Genomic DNA, 18,419 nt, shown 5'->3' on the forward strand with positions numbered 1-18,419 from the left:
CCGGGGGCCGGGGTGCTACCGGTGCGAGGTCAGCCCATGCGGCGGCGGGCCGCCTCGTAGAGCACGACACCCGCGGCGACACCGGCGTTGAGCGACTCGGCGCCACCCGGCATCGGGATGCGGACGAGGAAGTCGCAGGTCTCGCCGACCAGGCGGGACAGGCCCTTGCCCTCGGAGCCGACGACGATGACGACGGGGCCGCCCAGCTCCTCCAGCTCGTGGACCTCGCGGTCGCCGTCGGCGGCGAGGCCGACGACGGTGATGCCGGCCTTCTGGTACGCCTCCAGGCAGCGCGTCAGGTTGGTGGCGCGGGCGACCGGGGTGCGGGCGGCGGTGCCGGCCGAGGTCTTCCAGGCACCGGCGGTCATGCCGGCGGCGCGGCGCTCGGGGACGACGACGCCGTGGCCGCCGAAGGCGGAGACGGAGCGGACGACGGCGCCGAGGTTGCGCGGGTCGGTGACGCCGTCGAGGGCGACGATCAGCGGGTCCTCGTGGTCGTCGTACGCGGCCGCCGCGAGGTCCTCGGGGTGCGCGTACTCGTACGGCGGCACCTGGAGGACGAGGCCCTGGTGGTTGAGGCCGTTCGTCATCCGGTCGAGCTCGGGGCGCGGCGCCTCCATGATGTTGATGTTGCCGCGGCCGGTGGCGAGGTTCAGGGCCTCGCGCACGCGCTCGTCGTTGTCGATGAACTGCTGCACGTACAGGGTCGTGGCGGGCACGCCGTCGCGCAGGGCCTCGAAGACCGGGTTGCGGCCGACGACCATCTCGGACGTCCCCTTGCCGCCGCGGCGGGCGACGGGCTTGCGCTTGGCCGCCTGCCGGGCCATCGCGTTGGAGACGCGGAACGCCTTGTGGCCCTTGCGGTCCTCGGCCTTGGGGGTCGGGCCCTTGCCTTCGAGGCCCTTGCGCCGCTGGCCACCGCTGCCGACCGTCGCACCCTTCTTGTTCGACGTGCGACGGTTCCTGCGCTGGCTGTTCCCGGCCATGACTACCTGTTTCCTCTGCTGACGTACAAAGTCTGTAACTGAAGTGTGCCGCCCGGTGTCCCGAGCGGCACGTCTTCTAACGGTTGCCCAGCGTCCAGCGGGGGCCGTCGGGGCTGTCCTCGATGGCGAGGCCGGACTGGGTGAGCTGGTCGCGGATCGCGTCCGCGGTCGCCCAGTCCTTGCGCTCACGGGCCGACTCGCGCTGCTGGAGCACGAGCCGCACGAGGGTGTCGACGACGCCGTGGAGCTCCTCGCCGCCACCCGTCTCCTCGGCCCAGTGCGGGTCGAGCGGGTCCAGGCCGAGGACGCCGAGCATGGCGCGGACCTCGGCGAGGCGGGCGATGGCCTCGTCCTTGTCGTCCGCAGCGAGGGCGCTGTTGCCCTGGCGGACGGTGGTGTGGATGATCGCGAGCGCGTGCGGCACGCCCAGGTCGTCGTCCATGGCCTCGGCGAAGGCCGGCGGCACCTCGGCGGCGGGGGCGACGGGCGCCCCGGCCTTCTCGGTGGCGCGCTGGACGAAGCCCTCGATCCGGGCGAACGCCGACTCGGCCTCGCGCAGGGACTCCTCGCTGTACTCGATCATCGACCGGTAGTGCGGGGTGCCCAGGTAGTAGCGGAGGACGATGGGGCGCCAGTTCTTCACCATCTCGGACACCAGCACGCTGTTGCCGAGCGACTTCGACATCTTCTCGCCGCTCATGGTGACCCAGGCGTTGTGCACCCAGTACGAGGCGAAGTCGTCGCCGAAGGCCTTGGCCTGGGCGATCTCGTTCTCGTGGTGGGGGAAGATCAGGTCGAGGCCGCCGCCGTGGATGTCGAAGGCGGAGCCCAGGTACTTGTGCGCCATGGCCGAGCACTCCAGGTGCCAGCCGGGACGGCCGCGGCCCCACGGGGTCTCCCAGTCGGGCTCGCCCGGCTTGGTCGCCTTCCACATGGCGAAGTCGCGCGGGTCGCGCTTGCCGGTGATGCCGTCCTCGGCGGGCTGCCGCAGGTCGTCGATGTCCTGGTTGGACAGCTCCAGGTAGCCCGGGAAGGAGCGCACGTCGAAGTAGACGCTGCCGTCGGCCTCGTACGCGTGACCGCGCTCGATCAGACCGCGCATCATCTCGATCATCTCGGGGACGTGGCCGGTGGCGCGGGGCTCGTAGGTCGGCGGGAGGCAGCCGAGGGCCTCGTAACCGGCGTTGAACGCGCGCTCGTTCTCGTAGCCGATGGACCACCAGGGGCGGCCCTGCTCGGCGCCCTTCCTGATGATCTTGTCGTCGATGTCGGTGACGTTGCGGACGAACGTGACGTCGTAGCCGCGGTACGCGAACCAGCGGCGCATGATGTCGAAGTTCAGCCCCGACCGGATGTGGCCGATGTGCGGGGCCGCCTGCACGGTGGCGCCACAGAGGTAGATCGAGACGCAGCCCGGCGTGAGCGGGGTGAAGTCACGGATCTGCCGGGCGCTGGTGTCGTACAGGCGAATAGTCACCACTCCAGGGTAGTGGGCGTGTGGTGGTGCCCCGCCCCCGGTTCGCCATCCCCGGCGACGTTTTTCACCGCCACCGGGGGCGTACGAGGGGGTTGGGGGCGAACTAGGGGGCGGTTACGGGGTACACGAGGGCGGTCGCCAGGGCGGCGAGGCCCTCGGCGCGCCCCGTGAGGCCGAGTCCGTCGGTGGTGGTGCCGGAGACGGAGACGGGCGCGCCGGCCGCGGCGCTCAGGGCCTTCTGCGCCTCGTCGCGGCGCTTGCCGACCTTGGGGCGGACGCCGACCACCTGGACGGCGATGTTCCCGATCTCGTACCCCTCGGCACGGACGATCCGGGCGGCCTCGGCGAGGAGGGTGACGCCGGAGGCGCCGGACCACTCCGGCCGGGAGGTGCCGAAGTGGGCGCCGAGGTCGCCGATGCCGGCGGCGGAGAACAGCGCGTCGCAGGCGGCGTGGGCGGCGACGTCGCCGTCCGAGTGCCCGGCGAGTCCGTACCCGTCGCTGTCGGCGGCGTCCCAGAGCAGGCCGGCGCACCAGAGTTCGCGGCCCTCCTCGAAGGCGTGCACGTCGGTGCCGATGCCGGTACGGGGAAGGATCACCGGCTGCGCCGGCGGCGCCGGCGGCGTCCGGTGTGCGGGCTGCGTCGGCTGCGTCGGCTCAGAAGCCATCGTTGGCCCTCCTGCGGGCGAGTACGGCCTCGGCGAGGACGAGGTCGAGTGGGCGGGTCACCTTGAAGGCCTCTTCGTGACCGGGCACGACGACGACGGGCGCGCCGAGCCGCTCGACCATACCGGCGTCGTCGGTGGCGCCCTCGCCGGCGAGGGCGATGGTGGCGTGGGCGTTGACCAGCGTGTCGTGGTCGAAGCCCTGCGGGGTCTGGACGGCGCGGAGGCGGGCGCGGACCGGGGTGGCGACGACCTGCTCGGGGTCGCCGGGCTTCGCGGCCGGTTCGACCTCCTTGACGGTGTCGGCGACGGGCAGCGCGGGGACGACGGCGACGGCCCCGTCCCGCACGGCCTCGATGACCGCGTCCACGGTGTCGACCGGGACGAGGGGGCGGGCGGCGTCGTGGACGAGGACGGTGGTGATGCCCTCGGGGAGCGCCTGGAGGCCGAGGTGCACGGACTCCTGGCGGGTGTCGCCGCCGGGCACGACGAGGTAGTCGGTGCGCTCGGGGAGGGCGTGGGCGTCGAGGAGGTTCTTGACCTCGGCGGCGCCGTCGGAGGGGGCGACCACGACGACCAGCGAGACCGCGCGGGAGGCGGCCATCGCGCGGACGGCGTGGATGAGCATGGGGGTGCCGTTCAGCGCGCGCAGCGCCTTGGGGGCGCCCGGGCCGAGGCGTACGCCCCGTCCGGCCGCCGGGATCACCACAGCGGTACGAGGAGGACGCGCTTCGTCTGACATCGGTTGCACTCCGGCAGGTTTGTTTCCGCGGCCGACATGGGTATGGCCTCACCGTGCCGGACGCTCCGCCTTGACCGGGCCCTTTCCGTGACGACGGTCGAGGCGTGGCCGCCCGGGCACAGGGGTTCGGACGTAACAGGGGGTGCGGGTTCTTTCTCAGCGGTGCGCACACGTGATCGTGCCCGTGTGCGTACGGCCGCGCGTACGCTCCGCGTTCGTACGCGAACATGCCGCAGCGCCCGACGACGGCACTGTGTGGATCACAGCACGCCAGCGGGCGCCGCGGCATCGCTTCACTTGGTAGCGCGCTCGGACGTCGTCAGAGCACGCTCAGGACGCGAGGACCTCGTCGAGGAGAGCCTCGGCCTTGTCCTCGTTCGTGTTCTCCGCGAGGGCGAGCTCGCTCACCAGGATCTGCCGAGCCTTGGCAAGCATGCGCTTCTCACCTGCGGAGAGCCCGCGCTCGCGCTCGCGCCGCCACAGGTCGCGGACTACTTCGGCGACCTTGATGACATCGCCGGAGGCGAGCTTCTCGAGATTTGCCTTGTAGCGACGGGACCAGTTCGTCGGCTCTTCGGCGTACGGCGCACGCAGCACCTCGAAGACCCGGTCCAGCCCGTCCTGCCCGACCACGTCGCGCACACCGACGAACTCCGCATTGTCCGCAGGCACGCGAACAGTCAGGTCGCCCTGCGCGACCTTGAGCACCAAGTAGGTCTTGTCCACGCCTTTGATCTGGCGAGTTTCGATGGCCTCGATCAGCGCGGCCCCGTGATGGGGATAGACCACGGTGTCGCCAACCTTGAACGTCATGTGACAGGTACCCCTTCCGTGGCTATCCAGGGTAACACGGATTCGGCTTCTTCTGAATGGCGTTTTCGCAGGTCAGGGCATATCTCGGGGCTTGACAACGGCATCACGGACGTGCTGCGGAGGGCTTCCGGAAGGCGGTATTCGCAGGTCGGAGCGGCTGCGTGGACAGAGAGAAACGCGCACGTTACACATACCCGAGAGCCCTGGAGGGACGCTCGATGTCCCGATTTGTCTGGTTCGGAGTGGCCTTCTTCACGTACTCCGTTCGAGGATCGACCACTCGTACGGATGCATCCGGCGGGGATTCCGTAATTGATCAGCCGACCCCGGTCCGCGATTTTCCGGAGGTACGACTCCGGGTAATGCGCGGCGACCCCCGAATTGATCAAGGCGCTTATGTGAACAACAGGTCAATGAGTCGTGTTCCAGCCACGGCGGCCGATGGCCGACGGGGGTCTGACGGGCCGGCGGACCGCCCCCGAGGTGCGTGCCCCGGGCGGCCCGGGAGACGCGCGCGGCCGGTTAGGGGCGGGTCGGGTGCGGGACGGAGAGTGCGGCTCGGTAACCTAAGCGCGCTGACACACCTTTAGTTGTTCCTTAGTCCCCAAGCCCGTCCGTACGTCCTAGGAGATGCCGCCGCCGTGAGCCGCAGCCTTCGACGCGGCGCCCTCGCCGCCACCGCCATCGTTCTCTCCACCGCCGCACTGTCCGCCTGTGGTGCCGGCAACAACGCGCAGACGCTGGGAGTGCGGCCGGACAACGCCGCCGTCACCGTGGACGACGTCAAGATCCAGAACGCGCTGGTGATCACCCAGCCCGAGATCGGCGTCAAGGGCCCGGCCGTCGTCTCGGCCACCGTCTTCAACAACGGCAACCTGCCCCAGGTCATCGAGTCGATCACGCTCCCGGGCACGCTCGGCACCGTGAAGCTGCAGGCGGCCGAGGGCTCCGGCCCGATCACCGTCCCGGCGCTCGGCTCCGTCGTCATCGGCGGCGACGGCAACGCCTCCGCCGTGGTCGAGAACGGCCTCGCCGAGGCCCGCAACGGCGACGCCCAGAAGGTCGTCTTCAAGCTGAGCAAGACCGGCGACGTCAGCCTGGAGGCCTTCGTCGTCCCGGCGACCAGCTACTTCAAGGACTTCGGCCCGAGCATCGTCCCGGCCCCGCCGGGCGCCACGCCGACCGCCTCGGCCTCCGCGTCCGCCGAGGGCGAGCACGGCGCCGAGCCCACGGGCGAGGCGAGCCACTCGGCCGGTCACTGACCGCACAGACGTGAAGAGGGGCGCCCCCCGACCGGGGGGGCGCCCCTCTTCACGTACAGGCGCCGCTCTGCGCGCTCACGCGCCGGGCCGCACGCGCACGCGCTGCACCGCACGCGCACGCGCCGGCCGCGTCGGCCGCGTCGGCCAGGGCGGCATGCCGCATGCGTCTGAGGTCTACGGCTCGAACTTGTAGCCGAGGCCGCGGACCGTCACCAGGTAGCGCGGGGCGCCGGGGTCGGGTTCGATCTTCGCGCGGAGGCGCTTGACGTGGACGTCGAGGGTCTTGGTGTCGCCGACGTAGTCGGCGCCCCAGACCCGGTCGATGAGCTGCATGCGGGTCAGGACGCGGCCCGCGTTGCGCAGCAGCATCTCCAGGAGGTCGAACTCCTTCAGCGGCAGGTCGACCTTGCCGCCCGAGACCGTCACCACGTGGCGGTCGACGTCCATGCGGACCGGGCCGGCCTCCAGGGCCGCCGGGGTGACCTCCTCCGGCTCGCCGCGGCGGCGGAGCACCGCGCGGATGCGGGCGACCAGCTCGCGCGAGGAGAAGGGCTTCGTCACGTAGTCGTCGGCTCCTATCTCCAGGCCGACGACCTTGTCGATCTCGCTGTCCTTGGCGGTCACCATGATGACCGGGACGTTCGAGCGGCCGCGCAGCTGGCGGCACACCTCGGTACCGGGAAGGCCCGGAAGCATCAGGTCGAGGAGGACGAGGTCGGCTCCGTTGCGCTCGAACTCGTCGAGGCCGTCGGGTCCGGTCGCCGCGACGGCGACCTCGAAGCCCTCCTTGCGGAGCATGTACGACAGGGCGTCGCTGAAGGATTCCTCATCCTCGACGACAAGCACTCGGGTCACGGAAGGACCTCCGGGGCGGGGAGCGGTTCGGTCATGAGATCAGGGGTGGGGGAGGAGACGGGCCGGCGGTCCCGTGCGGAGCCCGCCTCGGGCAGCCGCAGGGTGAAGGTGGAGCCCTGACCCTCGGTGCTCCAGACGGTGACCTCCCCGCCGTGCGAGGCGGCCACGTGCTTCACGATGGCCAGGCCGAGCCCCGTACCGCCGGTGGCGCGGGAGCGGGCCGGGTCGACGCGGTAGAAGCGCTCGAAGACGCGCTCCTTGTCCTTGTCGGGGATGCCGATGCCCTGGTCGGTGACGGCTATCTCGATCAGGTCGCCGCCGGGCGCGGCGATCTTGCGGGCCGCGATGCCGACGCGGGTGTGGGCCGGTGAGTAGTTGACGGCGTTCTCGACGAGGTTGCCGAGGGCGGCGGCGAGCTGGCCGCGGCTGCCCCAGACCCGCAGGTCGGCGGTACCGCCGGACGCCATGGTGATCTGCTTGGTGGTGGCGGTGTGCCGGGAGCGGTCGATCGCCTCCGCGACCAGCTCGTCCACGGACACCGGCTCGGAGTCCTCCAGCGGGTCGTCGTTCTGCACGCGGGAGAGGTCGATGAGCTCCTGTACGAGGTTGGTGAGGCGGGTCGCCTCGATCTGCATGCGGCCGGCGAAGCGGGTGACCGCCTCGGGGTCGTCCGAGGCGTCCATGACGGCCTCGGAGAGCAGCGAGAGCGCGCCCGTCGGGGTCTTGAGCTCATGGCTGACGTTGGCCACGAAGTCGCGCCGCACCGCTTCGATGCGGCGGGCCTCCGTGAGGTCCTCGACCAGGAGCAGCACGAGCCGCGAGCCCAGCGGGGCGACCCGGGCGGAGACGGCGAGGGCCTCGCCGCGTCCGGTGCCGCGCCGGGCCAGGTCCAGTTCGACCTGCCGTATCTCTCCGTCGCGGCGGGTGTCGCGGGCCATGTTGAGCATGGGTTCGATGGCCAGCTTGCCGCCCCGGACCAGGCCCAGCGCGTACGCCGCGGAGCTGGCCTTCACCACGGAGTCGCTCTCGTCGAGGACGACCGCGGAGGAGCGCAGCACGGACAGCACGGTGTCGACGCCGGGCGGGAGCACGGCGTCGGTGTGCAGGGAGGTACGGGTGGGGCGCGCGTGGTCGCGTTCGCTCCAGCGGAACGCCAACATGGCGATCACGCCGGTGCACAGTCCGGCGATCGCTGCCAATGCGGCGACCGCCGCGTTCACGTCCATGCCCTCAAGGTTATGCGGGGCGACGGACACTCTCCCAGCCGTCCGAGCGGCTGCTCGAACAGTCGTCGCCCAGAGTTCACCGAGGAGACGGGGGTGGTTCATTTGCCCGGAGACGGTGGCGGCGCGCGTCGCCCAGAGTTCACCTCGGGGAAAGTGCCGGTTCACGTCAGGTGTCGGAACCGGACGCGTAGGGGGCCGAACGTGGCAACGTGGGGGTCCTAGCCCCACCCGGACCCCGGAGCATTGCGTAGAGAGGGACATCCATGCGGGACGCGTACCACGAGGAACTCGACTCGATCGGCGAAAGCCTGGTCGAGATGGCCCGGCTCGTCGGGTCGGCGATCGGGCGCGCCACGACGGCGATGCTCGACGCGGATCTGAAGCTCGCGGAGAGCGTGATCGCGGCGGACCAGAAGGTCGACGACCTCCAGCACGACCTGGAGGCGCGGGCGATAGCGCTGCTCGCCCGCCAGCAGCCGGTGGCGACGGATCTGCGCATCGTGGTGACCTCGCTGCGGATGAGCGCCGACCTGGAGCGCTCCGGCGACCTCGCCCAGCACGTGGCCAAGCTGGCCCGGCTGCGGTTCCCGGACACGGCGGTCCCGCGGGACCTCCACGCCACGATCCTCGAGATGGGGCAGCTGGCGCAGCGCCTGATGGCGAAGGCCGCCGAGGTCATCATCACGAAGGACGTCGACCTGGCGCTCCAGCTGGAGCAGGACGACGACGAGATGGACCTGCTGCACCGCACGCTCTTCCAGCACCTCATGGACGACCGCTGGAAGCACGGCATCGAGACCGCCGTGGACGTGACGCTGCTCGGCCGCTACTACGAGCGGTTCGCCGACCACGCGGTGTCCGTCGCGAAGCGCGTCGTCTACCTCGTGACCGGCGAGCACGCCGACGAGCTCCAGGCCGCGGACGCCCCGGTCGAGGGCGCGTAACCGCGGGCGGAACATCGGGCGGAACAACAGGGGGCGTGTACGCGACCGGGGGGCGCGTACACGCTCGGGGGGCGTGTACGCGACCGGGGGCGCGTGCACCGTCGGGGGGCGGGCGCGGGGCGGGCGAGGGCGCATCGGCGCGCGGGCTCCGATGCGCCGTTGATGCGCCCGGGCGAGTGGGCATGCAATGGGGGGAGGCGACGCACGCCTCGAATAGGGAGGGACCCTCATGGCCGAATCCCCGATGTCCCCGATGACGACCGAGTCCGGCGCGGAGGCGCCGCGCGAGGCGGTGTTCCTGCCGGTGCTCGGCGCCTGCGGCTGCGGCTCGGGCTGCGGCTGCGGCTGCCAGTCGGGCTCGCCCTGCCAGTGCGGCGGCTGCTCGGGCTGACCGCGTGAGGGGTGGGGTGCGGCCGCACCCCGCCCCTCACGCTCACCCGATGTCGAGCACGCCGACCGTCTGGCCGCCGCTGACCTCGCCGGTCGTACGGAAGCCCAGTCGGCGGTAGAACTCGCCGGGCCCGTCCTCGCCCGGCTCCCAGGTCACGTACAGCCGCCGTTCCCCGCGCCGCAGCAGCTCGTCGCGTACGGCTTCGACGGCGAACCGCCCGTACCCCTTGCCCTGTCCCCCGGCACCGATGTTCAGGCGCCAGAGGCCGCTGCGGCGGTCGGTCGGGTCCTTCTTCTCGTCCCACGGGATGTCGAGGAAGGCCATGACGAAGCCGACGAGCTCCTCGCCGTCGAACACCAGCCGCGGCCACGCCGTCTCCCCGAAGGCGTACGCCTCCGCGAGCGAGCGCTCGACGGACGCCACGTTGCGCTCCTGGTGCGGGTGGACGCGCAGGGCGACGGCGGCGTCGACGTTGGCGGGGGTGACCGGCTCCAGGCGGAGCGACGCACTCGTGTTCATGGACCGGACGGTAACGATTCACCGCACTCTCCGCCCCCGATTATCGGACCCCGCCAGGATGGGCCGATGACCGTCCGCCCGCTCCGCGTCCTCCTGGCCCTGGCCGTACTCCCCGCCCTGGGTGCCCTCGCCGGCTGCACCGTGCCGATCGCGGGGGTCGCCGGCATCGCGGTGACGGCGGACGGGAAGCCCCTCGGCGTGATCCGGATGTGCCACGACCGGATCGACGGGGCGCTCGTCCACCCCTACGACGACGCCGCCGGCGGCCCGGACCCCACCGGCGACCCGGACCCCACCGGCGTCTGGAACCACGACACCCCGGTCACCGACTTCACCAGCTGGTCCCTCGGCTCCCCCGCCGACGGCTGGACGGCGGAGAAGCCGCTCGCCCCCCTCGTCCCCGGACAGCAGTACGGCCTCTACGGCTGGACCGAGGGCAACTCCTGGTCCACGACCTCGGTCCTCTTCACCACGGTCGACCTGGCGAAGCTCGTACCGGGTCAGGTGCGGTACCAGCGGGGCGACGAGGTCCGAACGGTCTCCCTCGACGACTTCCGCGCGAAGGCGTGCGAGGGCTTCTGATCCGGGTCGCCCCTGAGGCCGGTCGCCCCTGGGGCCGGTCGCCCCTGAGGACAGGGGGCGCGGGGCGTGGAGCCGTACCCGTCGGACACCCCCTACGGGCTGACGAACACCACCGAGCGGAGCTTCAACCGGTCGCCGGCCGGGCGGCCGTGGGGGTGCAGGGTCCACGAGTCGCCCGTGCAGTCGGACCCGGTGAAGACGACGGCGAACGCGTCGGTGTCGTTGTGCGGCGCGAACGCGGGGGCGGAGGAACCCGGGTCCGCGGCCTCGGGGAGGGTGACGCACACGTCGCTGGCCGGTTCGTGCAGGGTGACCCGCTGCGGGTCGCCGCTGATGCCGACGAACCCGTAACCGAAGTCGCCGGCGGCGGCGTTCGCGGGCGTGGCCAGGGTGGCGGTGAGGGCGAGCGCGCCGCAGACGGCGGCGACGGAGTGGCGGAGACGCACGAAGGTTCTCGTTTCGGTGGGAACGACCAAGGTCACCCCACCCCTAACCCCTCCCCCCGCCCCGCAAGCGGCGCACCACGGCCGGAAGGTTTCGCCCTCACCCGATCGGCCCGATCGGCCCGATTCCGAACGGACCTAGGGGGTGAAGACCTGCTCGAGGCGGTGGATCGCACCGTCGTCGCCGGTCTGGTAGCGGAACACGAGCCCCGAGTCGGGATGCGCGGCGACCCAGTCGACGAGCTCCTGGACCCCGATCCGCTGGTTCTCGGTGCTGGCGACGATCGGGTCGGTGACCGTGACGTACGCGGCCTGGTCGAGGGCCCAGCGGCTCTCTTCACCGCTCCTCTGGGCAACCACGTATGGCGAGGCATGTTCAACACCGACCAGTGGAAGCCCGCCCTCGCGGCGGCCGGCGTCATCCCGGAGCGCGAGGAGGGCGAGGAGACGTACGCGGCAGCGCGCGAGCACGGGATGCACGCGCTCCGGCACTTCTACGCGTCGTTGCTCCTGGACGCCGGAGAGAACATCAAGGCCTTGGCGGAGTACCTGGGCCACTCCGATCCGGGCCTGACTCTGCGGGTGTACGCCCACCTCATGCCGAGCAGCCGGGAGCGCACCCGAAAAGCCGTGGCTGCCGTCTTCCCGGACGCTTACGCTCCCCATCACTAAGGAACCGGGGGACGCGATGGATGACGAGGACGTGGCCGAGTACTTCACGTTGATCTGTGACGACCCGTCCTATGCCGTCGTGCTCCTCGACTGCGGGCCGCGCGAGAGGGACGTGGTCCGGGCTGTGCGCGAGGTGACGGGGCTGAGCCTCTGGCACAGCAAGGTACTGATGCGGCGGGCCCCAGTCGCTGTCCTTGAAGATCGCCCCCAGGACCTGGCAGACGACGCTGTCGCCGTACTCCGGAGTGCCGGCGCCCTGGCCGAAGCGAGGCAGGAGCCGGAGCCCGAGCGTTGGGCGGCCCCGTCCCCCTGACGGCCCCCAGACGGCTCCAGCCCACGAAGAAGCCCCCTCCCAGCGGAGAAACCGCAGGTAGGGGGCTCTTTCGTGAGTGAAGGTTACTTCTTGCCCTGGTTCTTGACGGCCTCGATGGCGGCCGCGGCGGCGTCCGGGTCGAGGTAGGTGCCGCCGGGGTTGAGGGGCTTGAAGTTCTCGTCGAGCTCGTACGAGAGGGGGATGCCGGTGGGGATGTTGAGGCCGGCGATGTCGGCGTCGGAGATGCCGTCGAGGTGCTTGACGAGGGCGCGGAGGCTGTTGCCGTGGGCGGCGACGAGGACCGTGCGGCCGGCGAGGAGGTCCGGGACGATGTTGTCGTACCAGTAGGGGAGCATGCGCTCGACGACGTCCTTGAGGCACTCGGTCCGCGGGCGCAGCTCCGGGGGGATCGTCGCGTAGCGGGCGTCGTGGGCCTGCGAGTACTCGCTGTCGTCGGAGAGCGCCGGCGGCGGGGTGTCGTAGGAGCGGCGCCACAGCATGAACTGCTCCTCGCCGAACTCGGCGAGGGTCTGGGCCTTGTCCTTGCCCTGGAGGGCGCCGTAGTGGCGCTCGTTCAGACGCCAGGAGCGGTTGACCGGGATCCAGTGGCGGTCGGCCGACTCGAGGGCGAGCTGCGCGGTGCGGATGGCGCGCTTCTGGAGGGAGGTGTGCAGCACGTCGGGGAGCAGGCCGGCGTCCTTGAGCAGCTCGCCGCCGCGCGTCGCCTCCTTCTCGCCCTTCGCGGTGAGGTTCACGTCCACCCATCCGGTGAACAGATTCTTCTCGTTCCACTCGCTCTCGCCGTGGCGGAGGAGGATCAGCTTGTACGGTGCGTCGGCCATGCGTACGAGCCTAATCGACCGCTGACGATTGACGCGCGTCGTCAATCCGTTGGCGTCCGACGTATGAGATGCGTAAGTTACGAGAGCCGGATGCAGGGCTTACGCACAGCAGGGGACCGCCACACATGACCATCGCTTCGCTCAGACGATCAGCCCGTACGACGGTGTCCGGCTTCCCCCAGGGATTCTGGTGGCTCTGGCTGTCGACCCTCGTCAATCGGACCGGGGCCTTCGTCCTGACGTTCCTCTCCCTCTACCTGACGGTCGAGCTCGGGCACTCCGCGTGGTTCGCCGGTCTCGTCGTCGCCCTGCACGGCCTCGGCGGCGTCGCCGGCTCGCCGCTCGGCGGCGTGCTCACCGACCGCTGGGGCCGGCGCCCCACCATGATCACGATGCACCTGGCGGCCGCCGCCTGCGCCGCCGCACTGGCCTTCGTCACCAGCGCCTGGGGCATCGCCGCGGTCGTGCTCCTCATGGGCGTCGCCATGCAGGCCGTCCGGCCCTCCATCAACGCCGCCATCGCCGACATGGTCCCCGCCCACGACGTGCGCCGGGCGTACGCCCTCAACTACTGGGCCCTCAACCTCGGCTTCGCCATCGCCGCCATCGGCGGCGGCGCCGCGACCTTCCTCGGCTACCGCACCCTCTTCCTCGTCGACGCCGTCGCCACCGTGCTGTGCGCCGTCATCGTCTTCCTGCGGCTGCCGGAGACCCGGCCCGAGGCCGCGTCCGACGCGAAGGGCGAGCCGATCGCGGAGGAGAAGGTCAGCATGCTGACCGTGCTGCGCGACGCTCCGTTCCGCACGCTCGTGCTGCTGAACCTCCTCGTCTGCCTCGTCTTCACCGCCCCCTGGATCGGTCTGCCCCTGACGATGGCCGGCCAAGGCCTGGCCCCGTCCGCGTACGGCGTCGTCATCGCCGTCAACGGCATCGTGATCGTCGGCTTCCAGCTGCTCGTCAACAAGCTGACCGACAAGCGCTCCCCCGTCGTCCTCCTGAGCCTCTCCTCCCTCCTCTTCGCGCTGGGCACGGGCGCCACCGCGCTCGCCGGCTCCTCCGTCGCCTTCGCCGCGACGGTGGTCGTGTGGACCATCGGCGAGATGATCCACGTCCCGACGAACGCCGCCGCCACCGCCCGCCTCGCTCCCGAGCACGCCCGGGGCCGCTACCAGGGCGTGATGGGCATGTCCTGGGCCGTCGCCGGCTTCGTCGCCCCGATCGGCGCCGGCGCGATCGTCGACGGTCCCGGCCCCGACGTCCTGTGGGCGGCGACGGCCGCGATCGGCGTCGTCGCCGCCGTCGGCTACTTCATCCGGCTGCGGAAGGCCCTCGCCGAGGAGCCCGACCTGCCGAAGGTCACGGACCGTACGGAGATCGCCGACCTCGGGGACCACCCCGAACTCGCCCTCACGGACCGCACCGAACTCGCCGCCCTCACGGACAGCGCCGAACTCGCCGACCGCACCGACCTCGCGGACGTCGACGGCAAGGACACCGGGAAGTCCCCTTCGGTCAGCGCCTGATCCGGTCGGCCTCGTAGGACGCCCACCCGGCCAGGGCGAACCCCTGCCCCTGCCTGCGCACTTCGGTGGCCCCCGCCCCGCCGAAGTGCGCGGGCACGACCAGTTCCCGCTCGTCCGCGGCCCTTTCGAGGATCCGGCGGCGGCTGGTCGCGGCGCGGGCGGGATCCAGGCAGAAGCAGCTGGCGTGTGCGGGGTCGAGGATCTGCACGGGGCTGTGGAGGAGGTCTCCGACGAAGACCGCGCGGTCGGTCCCGGAGGCGAGCCGCAGGACGGCGGAGCCGGGGGTGTGACCGGGCGCGGACTCCAGGACGAGGTTCTCGTCGATGCGGTGGGTCCCGTCCCAGAGCGTGACCAGACCCGCGCGGTGTACGGGCGCCACACTGTCCTCGTAGACGAGCCGGTCCTCCTCCTGGCGGCCGGCGCCGTACGCGTTCTCCGGGCCGAAGTGGAAGTCGTCGGCGGCCGGGAGGAGGTACCGGGCGTTCGGGAACGTCGGCGCCCACTCCCCTCCTTCGTCGTACGTGTTCCAGCCGACGTGGTCCGCGTGCAGATGGGTGTTGACGACGACGTCGACGTCCTCGGGCCGTACGCCCGCCCGCTCCAGACGGCCGACGAAACCGTCCCGCCGCCGGTGGAAGTGCGGCGAGTGCGGCCGCTCGCGCCCGTCGCCCACCCCGGTGTCCACCAGGACGGTCCGGCCCCCGCTGCGCAGCACCCAGGTCTGCAGCGCCATCACCGCGTCGTCGGTGTCCGGCGTCCAGTGGTCCGGCGCCAGCCACTCCTCGTTGTCCTTCCACACCTCCGCCCCTGCGTCCGGCACGAGGGCGCGAGCGGGCGCGAACGGCCCCTGCCACTCGACGATCCGGATGACCTCGACGTTCCCCAGGACGATGCTCCGTGCGTTCTCGTTCGTCATGCGACCGACAGTAGGGAGGGGCGATCGAGCCTCTCAATGCTCTTTCCGCTCCTTCCGATGCGCAAGAAGCTCAACTCCGGTGCCGTGGCCGGAGGTACGCTCCCGGGCATGAGGGACGTGGTGAGCGACGCGATCGCAGCCGTACGCATCGGGCAGCCGTTCTCGGAGCGGGTGCGGGTCGGCGGCCGCTGGTGCGCGCGGCTCGACCCGTACGACGGGGCCGGCTTCCACGTCGTGCTGCGGGGCAGCTGCTGGCTGCTGCCCGACGGCGGCGAACCGGTCGTGCTCGGCGCGGGGGACGCGGTGCTGCTGCCGCACGGCACCGGGCACGTCATCGCCGACGCGCCCGCCGACGCGGCGACGGTGGCACGGGCGGTGTCCTTCGCCCGGTGGGCCGACGAGAACCTCCCGCGCCCGCCGCGGGCGTACGACGACGCGAGCGAGACCGCAGCGCCGTGGCCCGGCGCTCCGTACGACGGCGTGAGCGAGACCGCAGCGCCGTGGCCCGGCGCTCCGTACGACGACGCGAGCGAAGCCGTGGCACGCGAGATCGGCGGTCCTCACGACGGCGCGCGCGAGGTCGAGATGCTCTGCGGCAAGTACCGGCTCGACCGCAGCCACGCGCATCCCTTGCTCGCGGAGCTTCCGCCGCTCGTCCACCTGCCCGGTCACGGCGGCGGCCCCGAGCTCCGGGCCGCCATCGGCCTGCTGGGGGGAGAGCTGGACGCGCGGCGGCCCGGCTCGTCCCTCGCGCTCCCGAGCCTGCTCGACCTGCTGTTCGTCTACATGATCCGGTCCTGGATGGCCGGGAGCACGGCCGGAGGGTGGCCGGCCGTCCTGGGCGACCCGGTGGCCGCGGCGGCGCTGCGCGCGCTGCACTCCGACCCGGCCGCCCCCTGGACCGTCGACCGGCTCGCGGCCGAGGCGGGCGTCTCCCGCCCCACCCTGGCCCGCCGGTTCACCGCCCTCGTGGGCAGGCCCCCGATGGCGTACCTCACCTGGTGGCGGCTGACCCGCGCCGCCGCACTGCTCCGGGACACCCGGGAGCCGCTGGCCACCGTCGCCCGCCGCGTCGGCTACGCCTCGCCGTACGCCCTCTCGCACGCCTTCCGCCGCGAGTTCGGCACGACGCCGGGCCGCTACCGGAACGACCCGGTCACCTCGGACTGAGGGCCGGGTCGCCGCCGGAACGACCGGGCGCCCACGGCTGAGGACCGGGCCGCGGGCGTCGGGTCAGTTCGCGGGCTTCTGGGTCAGGTTCTTGAACGCGTCGAGGTTGCGGGTCGACTCGCCGCGCGAGACCCGCCACTCGTACTCGCGGCGGATCGCCGAGGCGAAGCCCAGTTCCAGGAGCGTGTTGAAGTCGCCGTCCGAGGCCTCCAGGACGGAGCCGAGCAGCCGGTCGAGTTCGTCGGGGGTGACGGCGGAGAGGGGGAGCTTGCCGGCCAGGTAGACGTCGCCGAGGCCGTCGACCGCGTAACCCACCCCGTACAGCTTGAGGTTGCGTTCGAGCAGCCAGCGGTGGACGCCCGCCTCGTTCTCGTCCGGGTGGCGGATCACGAAGGCGTTCAGCGAGAGGGAGTGGCGCCCCACCCGGAGCGAGAGCGTGGTGAACAGCTTGCGCGTGCCCGGGAGTTTCACGACGTACGAGCCGGGCTCCGGGGACTCCCACTCCAGCTCGGCGTCGTTGAACGTGTCCTCGATGATCCGCCGAACGTCCTCAGCCATGGTGCGAGCGTACGCGACGGCGGTTCTCGCGCAGCCGGTGGTCGTGCATGGCGGCCGTGTAGACGTCCGCCGTGCCCGAGGCGGCCGTGTCCCAGCCGAAGGAGCCGGCGTGCCGGGCCGCCGCCGCGCCCATCCGGGCCGTCAGGTCCGGGTCGGCCGCGAACCGGCCGAGCGCGCCGGCGTAGTCCGCCGGGTCGTGGCCCTGGACGAGGAAACCGGTCACGTCGTCCCGCACGGCGACGGGCAGACCGCCGACCGCCGCCGCGACGACGGGGGTGCCGGCCGCCTGCGCCTCGATCGCGACGAGACCGAAGGACTCGCTGTACGAGGGCATGACGAGGACGCTGGCCGCGCGGAACCAGTCCGCCAGCCGGTCCTGGCCCACCGGCGGGTGGAAGCGCACGACGTCCGCGATGCCGAGCCGGGCGGCCAGCTTCTGCAGCTGCTCCGGCTTCGCGAGGCCGCTGCCGCTGGGGCCGCCGACCACCGGGACGACCATGCGGGAGCGCAGCGAGGGATCCCGCTCCAGGAGCAGCGCGGCGGCGCGCAGCAGGATGTCCGGGGCCTTCAGCGGCTGTATCCGGCCGGCGAAGACCGGGATGAAGGCGTCCTGCGGGAGGCCGAGCCGGGCGCGGGCCGCGGCGCGGCCGTCGGCGGGGCGGAAGTGGTCGAGGTTCACGCCCGGGTGGACGACGGCGATCTTTCCGGGGTCGGCGTCGTAGAAGCGGGCGAGCTCGTCGGCCTCCTCGGCCGTGTTGGCGATCAGCCGGTCGGCGGCGGACACGATCTGCGTCTCGCCGATGACCCGCGCGGCGGGCTCGGGCGTGTCGCCCTCGGCGAGCGCCGCGTTCTTGACCTTCGCCATGGTGTGCATGGCGTGGACGAGCGGGACGCCCCAGCGTTCGGCGGCGAGCCAGCCGACGTGGCCGGAGAGCCAGTAGTGGGAGTGGACGAGGTCGTAGTGGCCGGGGCGGTGGCCCGCCCACGCCTGCATCACGCCGTGTGTGAAGGCGCAGAGCTGGGCCGGCAGCTCCTCCTTGGCCAGACCCTCGTACGGACCGGCGTCCACGTGCCGTACGAGCACGCCGGGGGTCAGCTCGACGACCGGCGGCAGCCCGCCGGTGGTGGCCCGGGTGAAGATCTCCACCTCGATGTCGATGGCGGCGAGGCGCCTGGCCAGCTCGACGATGTAGACGTTCATGCCGCCCGCGTCGCCGGTGCCCGGCTGGTGCAGCGGCGAGGTGTGCACGCTGAGCATGGCCACCCGCCGTGGGACGCGGTTCCGGCCGGGGAGCCGGAGCCTGGGCGGTGCCGGGTGCCGGTGCCGGGTTCCGGCGAACCGGGACACGTACTGGCTCACGTCGGCGGTCCTTCCGCTCGGGGGCTGAGCTGGCGGGCTGAGCTGGGGTGGAGCTGGGTGGAACTGGCTGAGCCGGGTGGAGCCGGCTCAGCTGGGGTGGAGCTGAGGTGGAACCGGGTAGAGCTGGCTGAGCTGGTCGAACAGGGCGTCGAGCCCGTCTC

22 protein-coding genes are annotated in these 18,419 nt (G+C 71.9%); 8 read left to right on the forward strand and 14 right to left on the reverse strand.

Annotation, left to right across the window (positions count from 1 at the left end):
* Positions 1-29: 29 nt before the first annotated feature.
* From rlmB to ACIQFX_RS36975, 5 genes are all read right to left on the reverse strand, one after another.
* Complete coding sequence (rlmB, locus tag ACIQFX_RS36955) at positions 30-986, reverse strand: 23S rRNA (guanosine(2251)-2'-O)-methyltransferase RlmB (RefSeq protein ID WP_402472472.1); 957 nt, start codon at positions 984-986, stop codon at positions 30-32.
* A 76-nt stretch (positions 987-1,062) separates the two neighbouring features.
* Positions 1,063-2,463, reverse strand: coding sequence for a cysteine--tRNA ligase (gene cysS / locus ACIQFX_RS36960; protein ID WP_402472474.1), 1,401 nt, complete (start codon positions 2,461-2,463; stop codon positions 1,063-1,065).
* A 103-nt stretch (positions 2,464-2,566) separates the two neighbouring features.
* Positions 2,567-3,130 carry a 2-C-methyl-D-erythritol 2,4-cyclodiphosphate synthase gene (gene ispF / locus ACIQFX_RS36965; protein WP_402472476.1) on the reverse strand — a complete coding sequence of 188 codons (564 nt, stop codon included), beginning with the start codon at positions 3,128-3,130 and terminating at the stop codon, positions 2,567-2,569.
* Positions 3,120-3,869, reverse strand: a complete 750-nt coding sequence (ispD, locus tag ACIQFX_RS36970; RefSeq protein WP_402472478.1) for a 2-C-methyl-D-erythritol 4-phosphate cytidylyltransferase — start codon at positions 3,867-3,869, stop codon at positions 3,120-3,122. The genes ispF and ispD overlap by 11 nt, the downstream gene beginning before the upstream one ends.
* A 330-nt stretch (positions 3,870-4,199) precedes the next feature.
* On the reverse strand, positions 4,200-4,682 hold the full coding sequence (locus ACIQFX_RS36975) for a CarD family transcriptional regulator (RefSeq protein ID WP_003953493.1): 483 nt from the start codon (positions 4,680-4,682) through the stop codon (positions 4,200-4,202).
* Between the two features lie 641 nt (positions 4,683-5,323).
* Here ACIQFX_RS36975 and ACIQFX_RS36980 point away from each other — a divergent pair.
* Complete coding sequence (locus tag ACIQFX_RS36980; RefSeq protein WP_402472481.1) at positions 5,324-5,944, forward strand: DUF461 domain-containing protein; 621 nt, start codon at positions 5,324-5,326, stop codon at positions 5,942-5,944.
* A 174-nt stretch (positions 5,945-6,118) separates the two neighbouring features.
* Here ACIQFX_RS36980 and ACIQFX_RS36985 read toward each other — a convergent pair whose 3' ends face one another.
* Both ACIQFX_RS36985 and ACIQFX_RS36990 read right to left on the reverse strand, forming a co-directional pair.
* Positions 6,119-6,799 (reverse strand): response regulator transcription factor, encoded by a 681-nt coding sequence (locus ACIQFX_RS36985; RefSeq protein WP_017242433.1) that lies wholly within the window; start codon positions 6,797-6,799, stop codon positions 6,119-6,121.
* On the reverse strand, positions 6,796-8,025 hold the full coding sequence (locus tag ACIQFX_RS36990) for a sensor histidine kinase (RefSeq protein WP_402472483.1): 1,230 nt from the start codon (positions 8,023-8,025) through the stop codon (positions 6,796-6,798). The genes ACIQFX_RS36985 and ACIQFX_RS36990 overlap by 4 nt, the downstream gene beginning before the upstream one ends.
* A 263-nt stretch (positions 8,026-8,288) precedes the next feature.
* Here ACIQFX_RS36990 and phoU point away from each other — a divergent pair, with 263 nt between their 5' ends.
* Complete coding sequence (gene phoU / locus ACIQFX_RS36995) at positions 8,289-8,969, forward strand: phosphate signaling complex protein PhoU (RefSeq protein WP_033203724.1); 681 nt, start codon at positions 8,289-8,291, stop codon at positions 8,967-8,969.
* A 229-nt stretch (positions 8,970-9,198) separates the two neighbouring features.
* Complete coding sequence (locus ACIQFX_RS37000; RefSeq protein ID WP_017242430.1) at positions 9,199-9,360, forward strand: hypothetical protein; 162 nt, start codon at positions 9,199-9,201, stop codon at positions 9,358-9,360.
* Between the two features lie 42 nt (positions 9,361-9,402).
* Here ACIQFX_RS37000 and ACIQFX_RS37005 read toward each other — a convergent pair whose 3' ends face one another.
* Complete coding sequence (locus tag ACIQFX_RS37005) at positions 9,403-9,879, reverse strand: GNAT family N-acetyltransferase (protein WP_402472485.1); 477 nt, start codon at positions 9,877-9,879, stop codon at positions 9,403-9,405.
* A gap of 66 nt (positions 9,880-9,945) precedes the next feature.
* On the opposite strand from ACIQFX_RS37005, the gene ACIQFX_RS37010 reads away from it, so the two are divergent.
* Positions 9,946-10,461, forward strand: coding sequence for a hypothetical protein (locus ACIQFX_RS37010; protein WP_402472488.1), 516 nt, complete (start codon positions 9,946-9,948; stop codon positions 10,459-10,461).
* A 92-nt stretch (positions 10,462-10,553) separates the two neighbouring features.
* Here the strand turns inward: ACIQFX_RS37010 and ACIQFX_RS37015 are convergent, their stop codons facing one another.
* On the reverse strand, positions 10,554-10,907 hold the full coding sequence (locus ACIQFX_RS37015) for a hypothetical protein (RefSeq protein ID WP_402472489.1): 354 nt from the start codon (positions 10,905-10,907) through the stop codon (positions 10,554-10,556).
* Positions 10,908-11,042: 135 nt separating this feature from the next.
* Positions 11,043-11,264 (reverse strand): hypothetical protein, encoded by a 222-nt coding sequence (locus ACIQFX_RS37020; RefSeq protein ID WP_402472491.1) that lies wholly within the window; start codon positions 11,262-11,264, stop codon positions 11,043-11,045.
* Between the two features lie 12 nt (positions 11,265-11,276).
* Between ACIQFX_RS37020 and ACIQFX_RS37025 the strand changes: the two genes are divergently transcribed.
* Complete coding sequence (locus ACIQFX_RS37025) at positions 11,277-11,576, forward strand: tyrosine-type recombinase/integrase (protein WP_402472494.1); 300 nt, start codon at positions 11,277-11,279, stop codon at positions 11,574-11,576.
* Between the two features lie 16 nt (positions 11,577-11,592).
* The gene (locus tag ACIQFX_RS37030; protein WP_402472497.1) at positions 11,593-11,889 is read left to right on the forward strand and encodes a ribosomal protein L7/L12; all 297 of its coding nucleotides are present in this window, start codon (positions 11,593-11,595) and stop codon (positions 11,887-11,889) included.
* 83 nt (positions 11,890-11,972) lie between these two features.
* Here ACIQFX_RS37030 and ACIQFX_RS37035 read toward each other — a convergent pair whose 3' ends face one another.
* The gene (locus ACIQFX_RS37035; RefSeq protein ID WP_402472498.1) at positions 11,973-12,731 is read right to left on the reverse strand and encodes a phosphoglyceromutase; all 759 of its coding nucleotides are present in this window, start codon (positions 12,729-12,731) and stop codon (positions 11,973-11,975) included.
* 125 nt (positions 12,732-12,856) lie between these two features.
* Here ACIQFX_RS37035 and ACIQFX_RS37040 point away from each other — a divergent pair, with 125 nt between their 5' ends.
* Complete coding sequence (locus ACIQFX_RS37040; RefSeq protein ID WP_402472500.1) at positions 12,857-14,254, forward strand: MDR family MFS transporter; 1,398 nt, start codon at positions 12,857-12,859, stop codon at positions 14,252-14,254.
* Here the strand turns inward: ACIQFX_RS37040 and ACIQFX_RS37045 are convergent.
* Positions 14,244-15,170, reverse strand: coding sequence for an MBL fold metallo-hydrolase (locus ACIQFX_RS37045; RefSeq protein ID WP_402472502.1), 927 nt, complete (start codon positions 15,168-15,170; stop codon positions 14,244-14,246). The genes ACIQFX_RS37040 and ACIQFX_RS37045 overlap by 11 nt on opposite strands.
* Before the next feature lie 108 nt (positions 15,171-15,278).
* On the opposite strand from ACIQFX_RS37045, the gene ACIQFX_RS37050 reads away from it, so the two are divergent.
* Complete coding sequence (locus tag ACIQFX_RS37050) at positions 15,279-16,340, forward strand: AraC family transcriptional regulator (protein WP_402472504.1); 1,062 nt, start codon at positions 15,279-15,281, stop codon at positions 16,338-16,340.
* 63 nt (positions 16,341-16,403) lie between these two features.
* On the opposite strand, the gene ACIQFX_RS37055 is transcribed toward ACIQFX_RS37050, so the two are convergent.
* Complete coding sequence (locus tag ACIQFX_RS37055) at positions 16,404-16,898, reverse strand: YbjN domain-containing protein (protein WP_017242420.1); 495 nt, start codon at positions 16,896-16,898, stop codon at positions 16,404-16,406.
* A complete protein-coding gene (mshA, locus tag ACIQFX_RS37060; RefSeq protein WP_402472507.1) occupies positions 16,891-18,258 on the reverse strand; it encodes a D-inositol-3-phosphate glycosyltransferase in 1,368 nt (455 codons plus the stop codon). Before mshA ends, ACIQFX_RS37055 begins: the two co-directional genes overlap by 8 nt.
* Positions 18,259-18,419: the final 161 nt, after the last annotated feature.

This window comes from Streptomyces sp. NPDC093089, from assembly GCF_044754405.1.
Lineage (GTDB): Bacteria > Actinomycetota > Actinomycetes > Streptomycetales > Streptomycetaceae > Streptomyces.